An 18272-nucleotide genomic window follows, 5' to 3' on the forward strand; every position below is an offset into this window, starting at 1 on the left:
TGACCAGCAACGTATCCGAAGGTTCCCCTCCTCCGGCGTGCCGCTGCAAGAAGAATCTCACACACGTTCTGCGAAACAAACGGTATAGCTACCTGAATAGCTTCACCCTTTACTTTAAGGTTCGACTCTCATGTTTACCCTCTTACGGGTAAAAACCGTGGAGACACACGCAAAAGGAACTGAATTCAAGCTTTGACAGGGCAACTCTTTGCGCCCCTCTAAGCCGTTACCCACACCTTCCGCTCAGCATCCAAACCCGGACTTGACACAGAAAAAAGACCAATCCCAACAAAAGGATTGGTCTTTTTCAAAATTGAGACTTCTTAAGAAGCTAGCCCCTTTACGCAGTTATCCAGCACCAGAGCTAGGTCAGCACACGAGGGCACCAGAGCGCTCTGAAACAAATACCGACTTAAAGCCCCAGCGCCCCAAGAATGTGCGGGCGAGCAAGCGCGGCATCACGGCCCCACAGCTCCCACGAGTGGATACCGTTCGGGCTGTAGACAAACTGCGCATTGAGGCCGGCAGCGCGAGCGTCCTGCTCAAAGCGCTGCGTCGAAGCGCGGGAGACGGACTCCATTACGGCACGCCAGACAGTGTCAGGGAGCTGCGGCACCGGACGGTTCAAAACCTCCGGGTCACTCCACAGGCTCTGAACACCCTGGGCGGAGGAAACATACATCGGCAGCCCCTGGAGCTGATCGAGCAGCATCGAAGGGTCATGAGCCTGGCGTTCCGCCGACGCCGGAACCGGAAGACCCCACATGCCAGTCGGATTCACAACACCAGTGCCGGCCACCATTGCAGTGGTACCCGTAGCAACTACCGGGTTGGACATCTGGTAGTAACCGGACAGCGAAGTGACCTGCTTGAACTGATCACGGTGACGGGCCGCCAGTGCCACTGCCGCGGCTGCGCCCATGGACAAACCAGCAATCGCGTTGCGGTTTGGATTAACACCAAACTCACGCTGCAAATAGACCGGGAGCTCCTGGGTCAGGAAGGTTTCCCACTTCTGGGTCTTGACCCCTTCAGCGGTCACTGCCGGAGCGTTCCAGTCGGCATAGAAGGAGCCGTCGCCAGCAGCCGGCGCAACCAGAGTGATGTTGTCATTGGCAAAAGTCTGAGCAATATGGCCCGACCAAATCCAACCGGACGCACCCTTATTAAAGCCCCACAGACCGTCGAGCATGTACAGGGAGGCATCGCCGCCACCAGTAGCCGCCTTGATCTGAACCGGAATATTGCGGTTCATAGCTGGCGAGAAAACCTGGCAGTACTGAACCCACCAGTTGTATGGATCCCACTCACAGCCTGGGCGCAGTCGATCACGGTTTGGATCAGCACTCGCGTCCTTCGCGGATGCGAGCATGATGCCGCCAAAGACCATCGCAACCGCTACGAGGGCAGCTACGACCTTCACCGTGAAGTTACGACTCACTGCAGTAAAGCTCATCGTTCTCCTCTTTACTTTCGGACTTACCTCCGCGCCAGACTTCTCGGAGGCAGTCGCTTGCGCGAGCTTTCGCTTTTCTGCTTCCAGTTGTGACGCGACAACTGGAGACTCCACAAAAGAATCTCGAGTATGTAACGATACTCAATCGTTTCCCTACAACCAAGTTAAAATCGTAACCATTCCGTAATATTTCTCACATTTCCCGACAAAACTATTCGCCACAAGGAGAAACACTGTTTACCAGCGAGGAATTACAGATTTGTAATTCTGCCCCCGACTGACCCGTAGGACTGACTGAGACATCTAAAACACGCCTACAAGAACCCCAAACACAACCTAAGTACTAACGAGATACAGAAAAAAGCCCATGCACCCCTCGATGCATGGGCCTTCAGCTACCAACCGAAACCGACGAGAAACCGACGAGAACCCGACGAGAAACCGACGGAAACCGTAGTTCGCTTAATGGGAAAAGAACAAGGAACTACCCCAGAGCCGGAACAGCGTAGACAGCGATGGCAATGGACAGCAGCCACAGGACGGCCAGTGCCTGCAGCGGACGGTCCTTGAGCGCAATCTCATCCGGGCTTCCCGCATCACCACGGTCGACGTCGGCTGCGAAGCGCAGGATGGCCACAGTGAATGGAACCATCGAAATCTCGTACCAAATAGCCGAAGTGGACGAAGTGCCCGGTGCGCGCCCCATCTCGAAGCCCCACAGCGCGTAGCTCAGTACCACGGCGGTCGCAGCGAGGGTCCACACAAAGCGCAGGTAAGTCGCGGTGTAACCCTGCAACGACTTACGAATCTTCTTACCTGTACGCTCCGCCAACAGCAGCTCAGCGTAACGCTTACCGGCTGCCATAAACAGCGAACCAAAGGCGGCAACCAGCAAGAACCACTGGGACAGGTTGATGTTGGCAGCAACACCGCCGGCCATTGCACGCAGCATGAAACCCGAGGACACCAGCGCAATATCAATCACCGGCTGATGCTTCAGACCAAAGCAGTAACCGAGCTGCAGCGCAATGTATACAGCCACAACAATTGCTAACCCCGGCCCCTCAGAGGCAAACCAGGACACCGCAATCGAACCAATAATCAGTGCGACCGCCATAATGTACGCCATGCTCACCGGCAGTACGCCAGCGGCAATTGGGCGGAAGCGCTTGGTTGGGTGCGCACGGTCAGCCTCGACATCGCGGGCATCATTAATCAGGTAAATCGACGATGCTGCCAAGCAAAAGGCCACAAACGCCACCAGGATGTCGACGGTCAGCGTGCCGATCGAACGTCCCGAGTCCATGATCTCGTTGCCGGCTGCCAGTGGAGCCGCAATGACTAGGACATTCTTCACCCACTGCTTCGGGCGAAGCGCCTTGATCATGCCGTCCAGCAGATTCTTCGGCGGATGCCCCTGCGGGTGCGCAGGCTCATCGATACCGGAAGTGTGCGGCTCGGACCCAATCCTTGATTGAGAAGTTTGCCGCTGATTGGCCGACACATTGGCCAAGTTGTCGTTCTCCGCCTGTGTCACTGTGCATTCCTTTCCGCAATGGAGGGCTGTCCACCCTGGTTATGCTGCGCCTTTTTCGGCTCGATGACCTTATCACCTATCTTGTCCACCGCAAGAGCAGTGGCTGTACCCAGCGCCGCTCCGAGAGCGACATCGGTTGGGTAATGCACTCCCAGAACTAAGCGGGAGAGCATAATCGCCGGCACCCCCACGGCCGGTGCTGCCGGGTAACCCAACTTTGCAATCCCCACCAGCGCCGCCGTCGTCGACGTCGCGTGCGAGGACGGGAAACTCAGCTTGCTCGGTGTGCCAACGCCGATTGCTATACGACGGTCATGGGGACGCGGGCGACGGACAATGCGCTTAAGCACCACCGATGCCGCATGCGAGGTAAAGGCGGCCACACCGACCTTTGCCCAGCCAATGCGTCGCTCCTTATCCACCGCTGCCCCGAGAGCAGCGAGCCCCATCCACCCAAGGGCGTGTTCACCGAAATAGCTCATGGCACGCGCGGTGGGCAGCACACCCGGGACGTCGTTAAGCGTGTGCTGAATATTAACGAGAACGTCGGACTCACCAAACGGATCGCCTTTAATTTTCGAAGACATTCGCCCAGGCCTTCCTACTGGTCAGATCGTCATAGGCTGCGCGGTAGCGTGCCTGCATTTGCTCAAAACGCTCCTCAACCTGCTTTTGCAGCTCCCAAGATTCTTCCAGCAGAGCCTTGGCCTTGTCGCGGTCACGCTGGCGATACACCACGCCACGGCCGTCAGCGGTAGTAACTGTGGCACCGTCCAAGCGAGACAGGGAGAACCAACGAGCCTCTAGCGGCGCCAGGTTCGCCTGCGGCACCTCGTGGTGCTCGGAGTTTTCCGGGCGCACGCTGTGCAGCAGCCCCTTGGCCAGCCAACCAACCTTCTTCAGCTTGCCCAGACGACCACCGACATCCTTTGTCGGAACCCCCGGAATACCGGAGGGCTTTGGCAGATCACCTGCACTCGGCAGCACAACCGCGTCGGGGAAGCTCTTGCGCAGGGCATTGATGCGCGGCAGCGACGATTCGAGAATGTCGAACAGATGCTCCGGGCCTGCCAAGAAGTCCTTCATGGCTTCGTTTTGGATGGCAACAGTGGAGTACTCCAGGCACAGGAGGTGCTTGAACGTGGCCTTGCGCATGGAACGCACGATGCCGGCAGCATCGCCCTCGTGCTGAAGAGCCGCGACGATCAAGCGGTTGCGCAGGTGGAAGTACGCCTGCCAATCAATCGCATCGTCCTTGTCCGACCAGGCCATATGCCAAATTGCAACGCCCGGCCACGTGGCCGTCGGGAAGCCTGCCCTGCCTGCGCGCAGGCCGTATTCGGCATCGTCCCACTTAATAAACAGAGGCAGCGGCTGACCGATTGTCTCAGCAGCGACGCGCGGAATCAGGCACATCCACCAGCCGTTGAACTCAACATCGATGCGACGGTGAAGGTCCTTCGAATCAACAACCTCACCGGTTGCGTTAGTGCCGTGCTCCCCGCGATCGCGCAGCGGGTGCGCATAAAAGTCGTGGTCATAGTGGACGTGTGGCGCGGAGGTCCACATGAAGTCATGGCGGCCGATGACTTCACCCATCGAGTGCAAGTGGCTGCGCTCCTGCAGGTTCAGCATCTGACCGCCAACCAGCATCGGGGACTTCGCGAACCGGCCGACGGCGACCGCACGGAGGATGGAATCCGGTTCGATAGCGATGTCATCATCCATGTAGAGGATGAACGGGCTATCAGTCGCGCGCTTCGGATCGGAGTCCGGACCCCCCAAGGCTTCATACATAATGCGGGAGTAACCACCGGAGCCACCGAGATTTCCCTGCGGGAAGATACGCAGGCGATCACCAAAGTGCTCGGAAACAGCATCAAAGCCAGGCTCGTCTGCCGGGTGCTTGGTGCCCTGGTCAGGCATCAAAACAGTGTCAATAATGGCATCGACTTCCGGATCCGAGGACAGTGCCTCAAGTGCAGCAACCGCATCGGTCGGGCGATTAAACGTCGGGATGCCGATAGTGACGCGCCCCTCCGGTGCCGGATGCTCCGTGCCGTCCGGGTACGTCTGGCTCGGCGCCTCGATATCGGAGTACCAACCTGCAGAGTGGATCACTACGTCCGTCTCGCAGGTCAGGTCGAACCAGATCCAGCCACCGTCTTCAAATTGCGTCAGCGGTACTGGGATTTCGCAGACGTGGACATCCTTGCCGTCCACCTTGGCTTCTGTGCCTTCAGCAGCAGCGCCCAGGTCACCGACAACCTCGCCCGTCACAGCGATGCGAGCGCCATCAATCTTCGAACGGTAGATATCCACGCGCGCTGTGCCAGACAGCTCCAGGCGCAGGACAACATTGTCCAGATTCGTCCACCGGCGCCAGTAACTGGCCGGAAAAGCATTGAAATAGGTTTCGAAACTGACTTCATCGCCCGCCGGAATGGTGGCTGACGTGCGTGAATGCGCTTGCACACGACCGGCGTTAGTCTCCGGCTCAACCAAGTAGAGCGAGCGGACATCACGCGGCTCACCCAACTTTGGCAGCAAAATCCGCTGCAGGCGTTCAACGGCAAGGCTTGACGACGTTGTCGGGGTATGTGTCCGCTTTTGTTCAGGCTGTGATGCCATGAGACGTATCAACCACTTTCCGAAAGGTCTACCGGGGATGTTGCCGCCGATAAGTTACCGACGTTTCTATCTCATAGCATCCTAGTGCCCGTGGCGGATTGCCTCTTGTTGCCACGCTAGCGACAGCCCAGAATGTGAAAGCCCCTAAGCGCTGCGGACTATCTGCTGCGCATAGGGGCTTTTCGTTCAGGTTCTAGTTTTAAGCTCCGAGGAAACCTTCGATGCGGGCCTTGGAGTTCTGGAGGTTACGATCCCAGGTCGGCCAATCGTGGATACCGGTCTGCTCGTATTCAAACGTGGCATCCAGACCGGAGGTACGAGCACGCAACTCAAACTCGCGGGTGGACAAGCGGGACAGCGACTCCAGCGCAACGCCACCGGCCTTCGGGACGACACGGTAGAGGTTCTTCGGATCGCGAACCTCATCCGGAACACCATTTGCCGAGGTAATAACCAGATCCAGCCCCTTCATCTTCTCGACGTTCAGGTACGGATCATTGCGGACACGCTCCGCTGACATAGGCGCACCCCACATGTCGAAGGAGCTGTAGCCAGCCGACAGCTGAGCAGCCTCAATTGCAGTGGTCATACCCGGCGCAGTGGTGTGCAGGTAACCGGAGAAGGCAAGAGCCTGACCGAACTGGTCTCGGTGGTTGTATGCCAGCGACAGTGCAGCAGATGCGCCCATGGACAGACCTGCAATGGAGTTACCAGTGCGAGAAATGCCGAACTCACGCTCAAGGTAAACCGGCAGTTCCTGAGTCAGGAAAGCCTCCCACATGTTTACAAACGGACCGTGCACACTAACCGACGGACGCTTCCAGTCGGTGTAGAAGCTACCGCCGCCACCACCTGGAATAACCAGGTTGACGTTGGACCCCTCAAAAGTACGTGGAGCGTTACCGTGCTCCACCCAGTCTGAGGCATCAGCCGGGCTACGCAGGCCATCTAGCAGGTAGAGAGCCTTGTTACCGCCATTGGCAGAGGCCACAATCTGGACCGGAATATCACGATCCATGGCCGGCGAATAAACCTGGCACTTCTGGGTGAAGTACTGGTATGAATCCCATTCACAACCCGGGCGCAGCGAACCTCGGTCGCCCGCCGCGCTCGCGGCCGGCGCCATGGTCAATGCAGACGCAGCTACAGCTGCTGCGGACGCAACGGCTGCAACCTTTCGGCGCCAACCACGGAAAGTAGAGGTGATTTTCACGTGTGCATTCTCCTCACAATGTGCGACTCCCCACGACCGGTGGGAGCTATCAGGCGTGTTTCCTCTTCAGGGAATTACCTTAAGAAACAATAAATCTTCGACAAACTTACCCGCATTCACTGTTGTTTTCCAGCAGAACACGTCGAAACCCCACCTTTCGGCGGGTTCCGGTATTCGCGTTTCTACTGCGCAAGCTCGCGCGACTCCCGCGCCCCACGCCAGGTAATAATCGCGCCGGCTACCGCGATCAGCACAATGCCCAGCGCCATGGACCAAGTCACTCGGTCACCGGAAAACGCCCAGCCCAGGATTGCACCGATAACCGGATCCAGTGCAAAGAGCGTGCCGACGACCGCCGCTGAGACAATTCCCGCAGCGATGGTGTCCATCACGTAGGGAATAACAGCACCAATGAACCCAGAAATAACGATGGTGGCCCACATCGAACCGTCGACAAGCGGTGCGGCGGAAACGGAAAACGGCGCGAGCACGATTGCTGCGACGACCACTGACAGCGCCAGATCCGGCATGCCGCCGCCCTCGGAACTGCCCATTCGGGCGGAGAAGAGTGTGTAGGCGCCGAAGAAAATCGCGCCGATCGCGGCGTAACCAATGCCGATAAGGTCCAGGTCATTGGAGGGCTGGGCGATTAGGGCAACGCCGATGAAAGCGACGATGGCCCACAGGCGGGATCGCCACATTTTCAGTCCCAGGAAGGACACGACGCAGGGGCCGAGGAAGTCGATGGTGACGGCAACGCCCTGCGGGAGGCGGGCGATGGCGGCGTAAATCATCATGCTCATCATGCCCATAGCGATGCCGTAGACCACGATGTTGATGGCGCGAGCGCGGGTCATCCCGGACAGCTTTGGCCGGAACAGGACCACCATGATGATGGCGGCGGCAGTCATGCGCAAGCCCGATATGCCCGGCGCGCCGACCGTGGAAAGCATGCCAGTGACCAGCACGGCCGCGGCCTGGGTGCCGAGAGAACCGATGAGAACCAGAATTACGGGAGCCACTGGCAGGGTGAGAAACTTGTTCACACGCTGTAGCAATGGCCCCTGCTGGGGAACTTCGGTTTGGTTTTCTTCGCGCGACACTCGCGCAATACTAGCGCGGGAGCCGCAAGCGGCAAACTAGTGCCCGCGCTCCTGCTGGATCGCTTCGCCGTCGTTGAAGAACGGCGCAATCTTGTTGTCGAACATCGACAGTGCGGAACCGATTGCCATGTGCATGTCCAGGTACTGGTAGGTACCCAGGCGACCACCGAAGAGGACCTTGTTCTCCTGCGCTTCTGCTGCGGCGAGCTTGCGGTAAGCCTCCAGCATCTCGCGATCTTCCGGGGTGTTGATCGGGTAGTAGACCTCGTCGCCATCATCGGCGAAGCGGGAGTATTCCTTAACAATTACCGTCTTGTCCTTGACGTAATCGCGCTCCGGGTGGAAGTGGCGGAACTCGTGGATACGGGTGTACGGCACATCTGCGTCGTTGTAGTTCATCACTGGGGTGCCCTGGAAGTCGCCGGTGTTGACAACCTCCATCTCAAAGTCCAGGGTGCGCCAACCCAGCTTGCCCTCTGCGTAATCGAAGTAGCGGTCCAGCGGGCCGGTGTAGACGACCGGAGCATCCGGGGAGACAGCGCGCAGCTCGTCGCGCACCTCGAACCAGTCAGCGTCGACAACGACGTCAATCTTGTCGGAGGTCACCATGTTTTCCAGCCAGGCGGTGTAGCCGTCGACAGGCAGACCTTCGTAGGTGTCGTTGAAGTAGCGGTTATTAAAGGTGTAGCGAACGGGCAGGCGGGTGATGTTTCCGGCCGGCAGGTTCTTCGGATCCGTCTGCCACTGTTTGGCAGTGTAGTGCTTGACAAAGGCCTCGTACAGCGGGCGGCCAATCAGGGAGATGGCCTTTTCCTCAAGGTTCTTCGCATCCCGCGGATCCAGACCATCAGTCTGGTCCTTAATCAGCTGGCGAGCCTCGTCCGGGCTGTAGTACTTGCCGAAGAACTGGTTGATTAGCCCCAGCCCCATCGGGAACTGGTACGCGGTGCCCTTGTACATAGCGAACACGCGGTGCTGGTAGTCGGTGAAGTCAGTGAACTGGTTGACGTAGTCCCACACCCTCTTATTAGAGGTATGGAACAGGTGCGCACCGTACTTGTGCACCTCGATGCCAGTCTCCGGCTCTGCCTCCGAGTAGGCGTTGCCGCCGATGTGGTTGCGGCGTTCGACAACGAGCACGCGCTTGCCCAGCTCATTGGCGGTCCGCTCAGCAACGGTCAAACCGAAGAAACCCGAGCCGACCACGATGAGGTCGTAGGTGTTGTCCTTGATGTCCTGTAGGGACTTCGGAGCAAATTCATTGGCAGTGATGTTCTTTTCGCTACTCACGCCTTAAAACCTATTGCATTTCCATCCGGTTTGCGGGTGTACACGCGGGCTTTACGACGTCCACGTGAGCCCAACCCAACGTTCATTTGGTCACATTATTTGATAATTTTCCCAAAATTAACGGGGAAACACAGATGTCTCACTAGATTTTTTTAGTCACACTGGTAACATCCTCCTCAGAATTTTCTGTTGCTTTGCAACTTTCCTTCCCTTCGACCCCGAGGTAGGCCTCGGGTCGATAACCCTGTACCCCATTTTTTTGGAGCTTTTACCGTGCCAACTCGCCGTCGCATCAATGCCCCGTCGATGGGCCGTCGCACCTTCCTCTATGGACTGGCAGCTACTACTGCCGCAGCTCCACTAGCAACATGGGGCATTCGCCAGGCCCCTACCCTGGTTGAAAGCCCAGGCGTAGGCCCCATCGCAGCCAAGATCTCGACATCGCCGCTGGTTGACGCTGTCACGATGATGATTGACGACGCAGCCGTCGGCACGCATGCCATTACCGATGCCCTGCACCCGCTTCGCGGATTCGTGAAGGACATCACCCGCGACGAACCGTTCTCCCAGTTCGCCCTGACCTGGCCGGGCGATGACAACCTGCAGCTCTACGTTCGCGCCGAGCGTGAAGACGGCAGCTTTGGCCCGTGGTTCCACGCTGATTCTCACGGCCCGATGAATAACTCCGGGCAGTCCGGCACCGAGCTGCTGTTCGTTGAGCCCACCAGGCGCGTGCAGGTGTCGACTGTCGGACTGAACCTCCTCGAGGGCCTAGATCCACGCAACATCATTGGTATCGACAATCTTGACCCCGCAACCATCGGCGGTTCCCTGCAGGACCTCGTCAGTGCTACGGCCGCGTTGTCCCTCAACGCCGTCCAGGCAGTTTTCATCGACGGCGTAGAGCAGGTCGGCGAGGTTATTCAGCCAGTTGCGTACGAGTCGTCGATTGCCGGTGCGCCAAATGTAATCAGCCGTGCAGCATGGGGCGCAGATGAGTCCATCCGCAGCGGTTCGAGCTCCTACAGCACTTTCAAGGGCACGTGCATCCACCACACCGCGGGTTCCAATAACTACTCAGAGTCGCAGGGACCAGCCATTGTCCGAGGCATTTACGCCTACCACGCAAAGACGCTGGGCTGGGGCGATGTTGGCTACAACGCGTTGGTCGATAAGTACGGCAACATCTACGAGGGGCGCTACGGCGGCCTGGACAAGAACATCGAAGGCGCACACGCAGGTGGCTTCAACAACGGCACCTTCGGTATTTCGGTGATGGGCAATCACGACCAGCTGGAGATTCCGGATGCGGCCGTCACTGCACTCGGCGAGATGGTCGGCTGGCGCATGAAGGTCGGTGGCGTCGATCCGATGTCCACCGCCGCACTGACCAGCGCCGGCTACTCGAAGGCACGCTACAGCTCCGGCCAGACCGTGAACCTCCCGGCCATCTTCGGCCACCGCGACACCGGCTACACCTCATGCCCGGGCACCTTCGGCTACCAGCAGATGGATGCCATCCGCGCTGCAGCCAAAGCCAAGTTTGATGGCGCCGGCGGAGCGGGTATCGCCGGCCGCTCGACGGATTCGAACAACCAGGACGGAGAGGCCGCCAGCATTCCGTCGATTCCGGGCACCGGCGAGTCGGGCGACAACGGCGGTTCCCTCGGAAACGTGGAAACGCCCACACCAGGCGAGGTTCTCGGTGAGTTTCTAACTGATTCCCTGCCAGCCAACCCTGCCGAAGCTACGCAGGCCTGGTTCGCACCTCAGAACTAAGTCTCCCGCTTATCCACAACAGGCATAACCACATCACATTTGTGGTGTAGCACCAGATCTTCGCAATCACCCAGGAGTTATTACCGTGTTTAGTCGCCGCCGCATCAATCGCCGCGCAGGTGCCAAGCAATCCTTGGTGCTCGCTGCCGTGGCGACCCTTGCCCTGACACCCGTTGCCGTTGTCGGCGCAGGTGCCGCTTATGACCTCATCGAGGAAAACGGCGCCAGCCCCATCGACGCGGTTGTCCAGAGCAAGTCGCTTGCAGACAGCGCCTCTGTCCTCGTCGAAGACGCGGCAATCGCAACGCAGTCGCTTGCCGACGAGGCTCATCCCAACCGCGGTGTCGTCAAGGAAATTACCTCCGATACCGAGTTTTCCCAGTTTGCGCTGACGTGGGCCGGTGACCCTGATATCGCCAGCTTCGTCCGCGCCGAGCGCGCCGATGGCTCCTGGTCCGACTGGTTCAGCGTCGACCCAGACTACCCCGCTGAAGGCAATGGCAACGGCCTGAACGGAACGGAGCTCATCTACATCGAGCCAACCAAGCGTGTTCAGGTTTCCACCCACGGGCTCAACATCTTCGGCCCGGGTTCCGGCGTGGATCTGAAGGACATCAAGGGCGCCGAGAAGTTGGATCTGTCCAAGCTCAACCTCGACGAGATTAATGCTGAGGGCGCCAAGAAGGCTGTGGAGGCCGTTGACGATGCCGCTTCCGACTACCAGCAGACTCCGGATGCAGCTCCTGAGGACGCACTCGATGACCCGACCGCTCCGAGCGCTAACGACGCTGCAGGTCTGGACTCGCCGAACCTCCCAGTGAAGTGGACGGATATCGAGCCAGTCGCCGATGAACTGCCAATCGACCAGGTCGGCGCAGTGCTTATTGACGGCCAGGCTGCCGCATCCGGCATCGACCCAATTGTGGACGCCAAGAATGTCACGGGCATGCCGAAGGTCATTACCCGTGCCGGCTGGGGTGCCAACGAGAATAACCGCTGTAAGGGCGCGGACTACGACAGCAAGCTTGTCGGTGCCACCGTGCACCACACCGCTGGCTCAAACAACTACACCGAGAGCCAGTCCGCTGGTATCGTCCGCGGTATTTACCAGTACCACGCACAGACTCTGGGCTGGTGCGACATCGGATACAACGCCCTGGTCGACAAGTACGGCAACATCTTCGAGGGCCGCTACGGTGGCCTGGATAAGAATGTCCAGGGCGCTCACGCAGGTGGCTTCAACACCGGTACTTTCGGCATCTCCATGATGGGTAACTACACTTCGGTTGCTCCCAGTGAGGCTGCACTGAACTCGGTGGGCAACATGATTGGTTGGCGTCTGAAGGTCGCCGGCGTCAAGCCGGCCGGCCAGATTCAGATGACTTCGGGTGGCACCAGCTACTCCAAGTATGGTTACGGCAAGCAGGTCACTCTGCCGACCGTCTTCGCGCACCGCGATGTTGGTAACACCACCTGCCCAGGTGATGCTGGCTACGCCCAGATGGGCAAAATCCGCTCGATTGCCGAGAAGAAGTACAACAGCCTGACCAGCGGAAAGATTGACAATGAGGGTCCAGATGGCTTGATTGATCTCCTCGTTCCGCAGGATGAAAAGGGCGATAAGACCGCCGAGGACACAGACTCGCAGTCGACCGAATCGACCGAGTCAACCGAGTCGGGCTCGACTACCTCTACTACCTCGACCACTTCGACCACTTCGGCATCCACGGGCACGTCTACGACCTCTTCCTCCGAGAAGTCCTCGAGCGCATCGAGCACCACTTCGTCGACAACGTCGAGCTCCGACTCGACCACCTCGGGTACTTCGAATACCTCGGAGCCAACCGACGCCACGAACACTAGTGACACTGCTACGGCTGACTCCTCCGCACCGTCGGCAAGCGAGCAGAGCAACTCCTCCTCGCCGAGCGCATCCGACGAGCAGCAGAAGGCACAGGCTCTGGAGACAGTCTCGGGTGCACGTTCGATGCTGGCCTCGGCGCTGGGCATGCTCGGCGCACCGGGTCTGGGGCAGACCGCCGATGCCATTCTGGGTGCGGTTGGACGCTCGATTGAAAACGGACCGTCGATTGCTGACCTGCCGGTTCTGATTGACCAGATCATCACTATCAATGAGCAGAACGACCTGGCTGCCGAATGGCGCCAAGTTTCCGAGGAAATGGGCTCGGTTCTCGGCTACGCAATGTCCGGTATCCAGAGCGGTTCTACCGTGGCGAACAATGCTGGCCAGGCCGATGCCCTGCGCTACGTGAAGTTTTCCAACGGCGTAATCACCGACTCCGACACCACCGGCGCTCACGCTATCTGGGGCAAGATTGCTGATGAGTGGGCCCGCCAAGGCTTCGAGGTCGGCAAGCTGGGCGCTCCGACGAAGACCCAGGTGGTCGATGGAAACATCGAGCGCGCTGAGTTCCAGAACGGTTCAATCACCTTCGACCGCACCACCGGCGAAGTCAAGACCGAGCTGAAGTAAACGCTGCAGTAAACCCGAAGCAGACGCTGTCGAGCACTGGTCAGCCAGCTGGCGCGGGGAAAAACCTCGAGGCTAGCTAGAACCAGCGCTCCAGCACACGAGCAACACCGTCATCATCATTGGTGGCGGTGATTTCGTCTGCAATCTCCTTGACGTTGTCAGCCGCATTGCCCATGGCCACACCCGTGCCCGCCCACGACAGCATCTCGATATCGTTCGGCATGTCACCGAAGCAGACCACATCTTTCGCGGTCGCTCCGACCAGTTCAGATACGTATTCAAGCCCGGCGCGCTTAGTCACGCCCGGCGCGGACACCTCCAAAAGCCCGTCCGGCATGGAGTAGGTCACGTGCGCCAGGCTCGCGTCAATTGCGGGGGCGACCAGTTCATATAGCTGGGCACTGTTCACATCTGAGTTTCGCAGCAAGAGTTTCGTCGCGGGTTCTGACAACACGGCCTCTTCAGCAAGCTCACCGTGCTCATCCGATTCCCACGCATGGTCATAGGACGGTGCCACCACAAAAAGCTCATCGATGGCATCATTCGCCGATGTCCCAGCGCGCTCTGCCGCAATGCCGATTCCACCGATGGATCGCGTCGCTTCGCGCGCATGCTTAACGACGTATCGCAGCGTCTCTGGCTTCAGTGTGTTGGCGGCAACTACTTCATCACGGCCGGAGTCGTAAATCACGGCGCCATTGGCGCACACGCACAACGGCTGAACCGGCAGCTGCTCGAGCACTGGCTGCAACCACCGGGCCGGCCTTCCCGTGGCCAGCACCAACGGGGTGCCGCGGCGTAGCATTCGCGTGACGGCCTGTCGCAGGCGGGGAGTTACCCGCTCCCGCGAGTCGATGAACGTCCCGTCAATATCCGAAGCTACGAGTAGTGGATGTAGTCTCTCGGTCACGGCGAACTACTTGCCGTCCTCACTGTTGCCATCTTCACCGTCATCGCAGAACCGGTCGTGCAACAACTGCAGCGTTGCAGCTACTCCCCCATGCTCGACAGTGTCAATTACCCAGTCCGCGTTCTTCAGCAAGGCCCAGTCCGCATCGGCCATAACTACCGGCATGCCGACACGCTGTGTAGCTTCCTCAAAGTTCGAGCGACCGGCGAAAAGAATCGCGGTTTCTTCCTTGCGAGCCTGCTTGCGCAGCGTGCTAACCACCGCATTTGTGACGTCCAGCTTGCTGGCGCCCTCCGGAAGTTCCACGACCTGCAGGTCAACCGATTCCAAAGCCGATAGATTCGGCTTATCTCCCGACTCGTGCAGAACAACGATTGTGGCTCCGACATCACCGAGCTGCTGCAAGGCCTTGATAGTTTCTTCGCTAATTGTGCCCGCGTCGTCGGCAAGCGATGCGGGGTAATCGAAGATAAACGTCTCCGGCTGAGCGGCGATGAGCCTGTTCAAGCGCTGTGGAAGCTTGTCGCGAATCATCATCGACTGGCCGATAAGACGGTAAACGGTCTGCTGCGTCTGTTCAACACCAGAGGCGGAGGCCTTCTCGAGCTGCACGTACGCTTCGCGGAACGTCACACGCATCGAATCCGTGGCAGTACGCACGGACTCCTTGCTCTCCTTGGCGCCGGCGACGACATCATCAGCCATCTGTTCCACAGACTGACGGAACTGCGCCAACAGCGCGGTCGTCTGTTCCCTTCGACGAGCAGACTCCGCGCTCATCGTGTGCGAGGCATCGAGGAACTGCTGCCTGGTCTGATCGCCGAACTCACGCGCACTATCGCCGAATTCACGCGCCGACTCGGCTAGCTTTTCCTTGAATGCAGCCAGGTCACCGCGCAAATGACGGATACGCTGGCGCTCTTCTTCGACTTTCAGGTCCTCTGCCTGTGCCTCTTCGAAAGTCGGCGCGCCACCGCCAAGACGAGCCGGCACCCAGTAGGCGCCCTTCGGCAGGGGACCTTCTTCAGCTGCGTACTCGTCCCAGAGCTGACGAACGCCCTGATCCATGATTTCGTGCAGCTTCTCGGTGGCTTCTGCCGGATCCCCCTCCGGTGTCCACGGTGGCAAAACCGTAATGTGAATCGGAGTATTGCTGCGGCCGAGATGCTTGGGGTGCCCCTTCGTCCACACGCGCTGGGATCCCACAATCAGCACGGGGATGATGGGCTTGCCGGTGCGCTGCGCCATACGCACTGCGCCGGACTTCAAATTCTTGACCTCGAAACTGCGCGAGATAGTCGACTCCGGGAAGATACCTACCAACTCGTCGTTTTCCAGCTTCGCGCAGGCCTCTTCGAAAGACTTGGAGCCGTCAGTGCGGTCGACCGGAATGTGCTTACAAGCACGCATGATTGGTCCGGCGACCGAGTGGTCGAACACTTCTTTCTTCGCCATAAAACGGACAAAACGGCGGTGCTTGCGGAATGGAAGACCGACATAGGTGAAGTCCATGTATCCGGTGTGGTTAGTAACGAGAACGGCCCCAGAGTCTTTCGGCACGTTTTCCCAGCCCTTAACGGTGAACTTCAAACCTTGGGCAAAGAAGACGGTGCGCGCCAATCCGATAATCGTTAAGTACACAGGATCCTTGAACATGGCCTTTACTCTACAATCTTTCGCACCCCTTAGCGGGGCAATATGTACTGGTATCTGAGACTCGTGAATAAATGTCGTTACAGGCTCATATTCATGTGTAAATGCGAGCGCAGTTCCAGTCATCGCCTCTCAAATACGCCACACGCCCGCCGTGCACCCATTGCCCACCCATCAGCCATCTTTAATACCCCCATTATGGGGGGGTTCATTGCCAGCTGACTTTCAGTCTAAAAGCAGTAAATCTCTATTAACATAGCCATCTACCTGCGGAAAATCGGACAACATTACTGGCGCGATTTTCGTGACTTTTTGCCCCATTATTTATATCTACGTAACCGTAGGTTAGCGCTTACAAGTAAGCCAAGTTTTGGTAACCTGAGCCGTGAGCCGAGAAATTCTCTTCGACGAAAAATCAACGCCCCCACCGGGAAGGATTGGAAAATGTCGTCCTCTTCATCTCTCGCCCCATCTGCAGTTCTAAACAAGGAACAGCATGAAAAGACCTGGGAGAAATTCGGTACCGAGCAATACGACGTCGTCATTATCGGCGGCGGTTCTGTAGGCGCTGGCGCTGCGCTCGATGCCGCAACCCGTGGTTTGAAGACTGCGGTCATTGAAACTCGTGACTTCGCAGGCGGTACCTCTAGCCGCTCCTCAAAGATGTTCCACGGCGGTCTGCGCTACCTGCAGATGTTGGACTTCCGCCTGGTAGCTGAATCCCTGCGCGAGCGCGAACTGTCCATGTCGCATCTGGCACCGCACCTGGTTAAGCCACTGCGCTTCGTCTTCCCTCTGACTCACCGCGTATGGGAGCGTCCGTTCATGGCATCGGGCTTCTTCCTTTACGACGTCATGGGTGGCGCCAAGCAGGTTCCGATGCAGAAGCACTACTCCCGCAAGGGAACCCTGAAGCAGGCTCCGGGCCTGAAGGAAGATGCCGTGGTCGGCGGCGTTCGCTACTACGACACTCTGGTTGACGATGCCCGTCACACCATGACTGTCCTGCGCACCGCTGCTCACTTCGGCGCTGACGTCCGCACCTCCACCCAGGTTGTCGACTTCGTGAAGGAAGGCGAGCGCATCGTCGGCGCGAAGCTCCTTGACACCGACACTGGCGCGACCACCACTATCCGCGGCAACGTTTTCGTCAACGCCACCGGCATTTGGTCCGATGAGATTGAGAAGCTGGCTGGCGTCACCGGCAAGTTCCGCGTCCACACCTCCAAGGGTGTCCACATTGTTATTCCGAAGTCCGCTCTTGAGGGCTCGGTGGCAATGACCTTCGTGACTGAGAAGTCCGTCCTGTTCGTTATCCCGTGGGGTGAGTACTGGATTATCGGTACCACCGACACCGACTGGACCATGAACCTGGCAAACCCGGCAGCTACCCGCGCTGACATCGACTACATCCTCGATCACGTCAACGCCAAGGTTCGTCGTCCGATTACTTACGACGACATCGTCGGTGTCTACTCGGGTCTGCGTCCACTGGTGGAAGGCGACTCTGACTCCACCACCAACCTCTCCCGTAACCACGCTGTTGCCCACGTTGCTCCGGGCATGGTCTCCGTCGCAGGCGGTAAGTACACCACCTACCGCGTCATCGGTGCCGATACCATTGACGCTGCAGTCCAGGATGTCCCACGTAAGGTGCCGGAGTCCGTCACCGCTGATGTCCCGCTGCTCGGTGCTGATGGTTACCACGCACTGAACAACCAGAAGGCAGAGCTGGCCAAGCAGTTCGGTATCACCGAAAAGCAGGTCGAGCACCTGCTCAACCGCTACGGCTCCCTTATCTACGAGGTTCTGGCTCCGGCAGCTGAGGACAAGTCCCTGCTCGAGCCACTGGAGGCCGCTGAGCAGTACATGCGCGCTGAGGTTCTCTATGCAGTGACCCACGAAGGCGCAAAGCACCTCGACGACATCCTGGAGCGCCGCCTGCGTGTCTCCATGGAGTACGCACACCGCGGTGTCGACAGCGCCCGGGCCACCGCTGAACTGGTTGCCCCAGCTCTGGGTTGGGACAAGGAGACGATGGAGAAGGAAATCAAGGTCTTCATCGAACGTGTCGAAGCAACCCTGGCAGCTGAACGTGAGCTGACTGACAAGGCCGCTAACGAGATTGCTGCTCATGCAGTGGAAACTCGCGCGGACGTCGACGTCAGCCTCGACCGCTAGTTCATTTCCCACCCTCCCCTAGGTG

At 58.7% G+C, this 18272-nt stretch carries 12 protein-coding genes; 3 read left to right on the forward strand and 9 right to left on the reverse strand.

The window, feature by feature from the left end:
* Positions 1 to 412 precede the first annotated feature (412 nt).
* The 7 genes from HMPREF3042_RS04435 to glf all read right to left on the reverse strand — a co-directional run bounded on the left by HMPREF3042_RS04435 (position 413) and on the right by glf (position 9173).
* The gene (locus HMPREF3042_RS04435; RefSeq protein WP_070856186.1) at positions 413 to 1456 is read right to left on the reverse strand and encodes an alpha/beta hydrolase; all 1044 of its coding nucleotides are present in this window, start codon (positions 1454 to 1456) and stop codon (positions 413 to 415) included.
* A gap of 484 nt (positions 1457 to 1940) precedes the next feature.
* Positions 1941 to 2960 carry a decaprenyl-phosphate phosphoribosyltransferase gene (locus HMPREF3042_RS04440; RefSeq protein ID WP_070856236.1) on the reverse strand — a complete coding sequence of 340 codons (1020 nt, stop codon included), beginning with the start codon at positions 2958 to 2960 and terminating at the stop codon, positions 1941 to 1943.
* A gap of 29 nt (positions 2961 to 2989) precedes the next feature.
* A complete protein-coding gene (locus HMPREF3042_RS04445) occupies positions 2990 to 3580 on the reverse strand; it encodes a phosphatase PAP2 family protein (protein WP_049171825.1) in 591 nt (196 codons plus the stop codon).
* Positions 3564 to 5624: a glycosyltransferase gene (locus tag HMPREF3042_RS04450; protein WP_070856188.1), complete on the reverse strand. Its 2061-nt coding sequence runs from the start codon at positions 5622 to 5624 to the stop codon at positions 3564 to 3566. Before HMPREF3042_RS04450 ends, HMPREF3042_RS04445 begins: the two co-directional genes overlap by 17 nt.
* Positions 5625 to 5823: 199 nt before the next feature.
* On the reverse strand, positions 5824 to 6837 hold the full coding sequence (locus tag HMPREF3042_RS04455; protein WP_070856190.1) for an alpha/beta hydrolase: 1014 nt from the start codon (positions 6835 to 6837) through the stop codon (positions 5824 to 5826).
* Between the two features lie 182 nt (positions 6838 to 7019).
* Positions 7020 to 7940, reverse strand: a complete 921-nt coding sequence (locus HMPREF3042_RS04460) for an EamA family transporter (RefSeq protein ID WP_231367158.1) — start codon at positions 7938 to 7940, stop codon at positions 7020 to 7022.
* A gap of 36 nt (positions 7941 to 7976) precedes the next feature.
* Positions 7977 to 9173 carry a UDP-galactopyranose mutase gene (gene glf, locus HMPREF3042_RS04465; protein WP_070856238.1) on the reverse strand — a complete coding sequence of 399 codons (1197 nt, stop codon included), beginning with the start codon at positions 9171 to 9173 and terminating at the stop codon, positions 7977 to 7979.
* Between the two features lie 330 nt (positions 9174 to 9503).
* Between glf and HMPREF3042_RS04470 the strand changes: the two genes are divergently transcribed.
* Both HMPREF3042_RS04470 and HMPREF3042_RS04475 read left to right on the forward strand, forming a co-directional pair.
* Positions 9504 to 11009 carry an N-acetylmuramoyl-L-alanine amidase gene (locus HMPREF3042_RS04470; RefSeq protein ID WP_070429913.1) on the forward strand — a complete coding sequence of 502 codons (1506 nt, stop codon included), beginning with the start codon at positions 9504 to 9506 and terminating at the stop codon, positions 11007 to 11009.
* Positions 11010 to 11094: 85 nt separating this feature from the next.
* The gene (locus HMPREF3042_RS04475; RefSeq protein ID WP_070856192.1) at positions 11095 to 13503 is read left to right on the forward strand and encodes an N-acetylmuramoyl-L-alanine amidase; all 2409 of its coding nucleotides are present in this window, start codon (positions 11095 to 11097) and stop codon (positions 13501 to 13503) included.
* A gap of 76 nt (positions 13504 to 13579) precedes the next feature.
* Here HMPREF3042_RS04475 and HMPREF3042_RS04480 read toward each other — a convergent pair whose 3' ends face one another.
* Complete coding sequence (locus HMPREF3042_RS04480) at positions 13580 to 14413, reverse strand: Cof-type HAD-IIB family hydrolase (RefSeq protein ID WP_070437289.1); 834 nt, start codon at positions 14411 to 14413, stop codon at positions 13580 to 13582.
* Between the two features lie 6 nt (positions 14414 to 14419).
* Positions 14420 to 16069: a lysophospholipid acyltransferase family protein gene (locus HMPREF3042_RS04485; protein WP_070437291.1), complete on the reverse strand. Its 1650-nt coding sequence runs from the start codon at positions 16067 to 16069 to the stop codon at positions 14420 to 14422.
* A 441-nt stretch (positions 16070 to 16510) separates the two neighbouring features.
* On the opposite strand from HMPREF3042_RS04485, the gene HMPREF3042_RS04490 reads away from it, so the two are divergent.
* A complete protein-coding gene (locus HMPREF3042_RS04490) occupies positions 16511 to 18247 on the forward strand; it encodes a glycerol-3-phosphate dehydrogenase/oxidase (RefSeq protein WP_049171859.1) in 1737 nt (578 codons plus the stop codon).
* Positions 18248 to 18272: the final 25 nt, after the last annotated feature.

Source organism: Corynebacterium sp. HMSC074C05 (assembly GCF_001838325.1).
Lineage (GTDB): Bacteria > Actinomycetota > Actinomycetes > Mycobacteriales > Mycobacteriaceae > Corynebacterium > Corynebacterium amycolatum.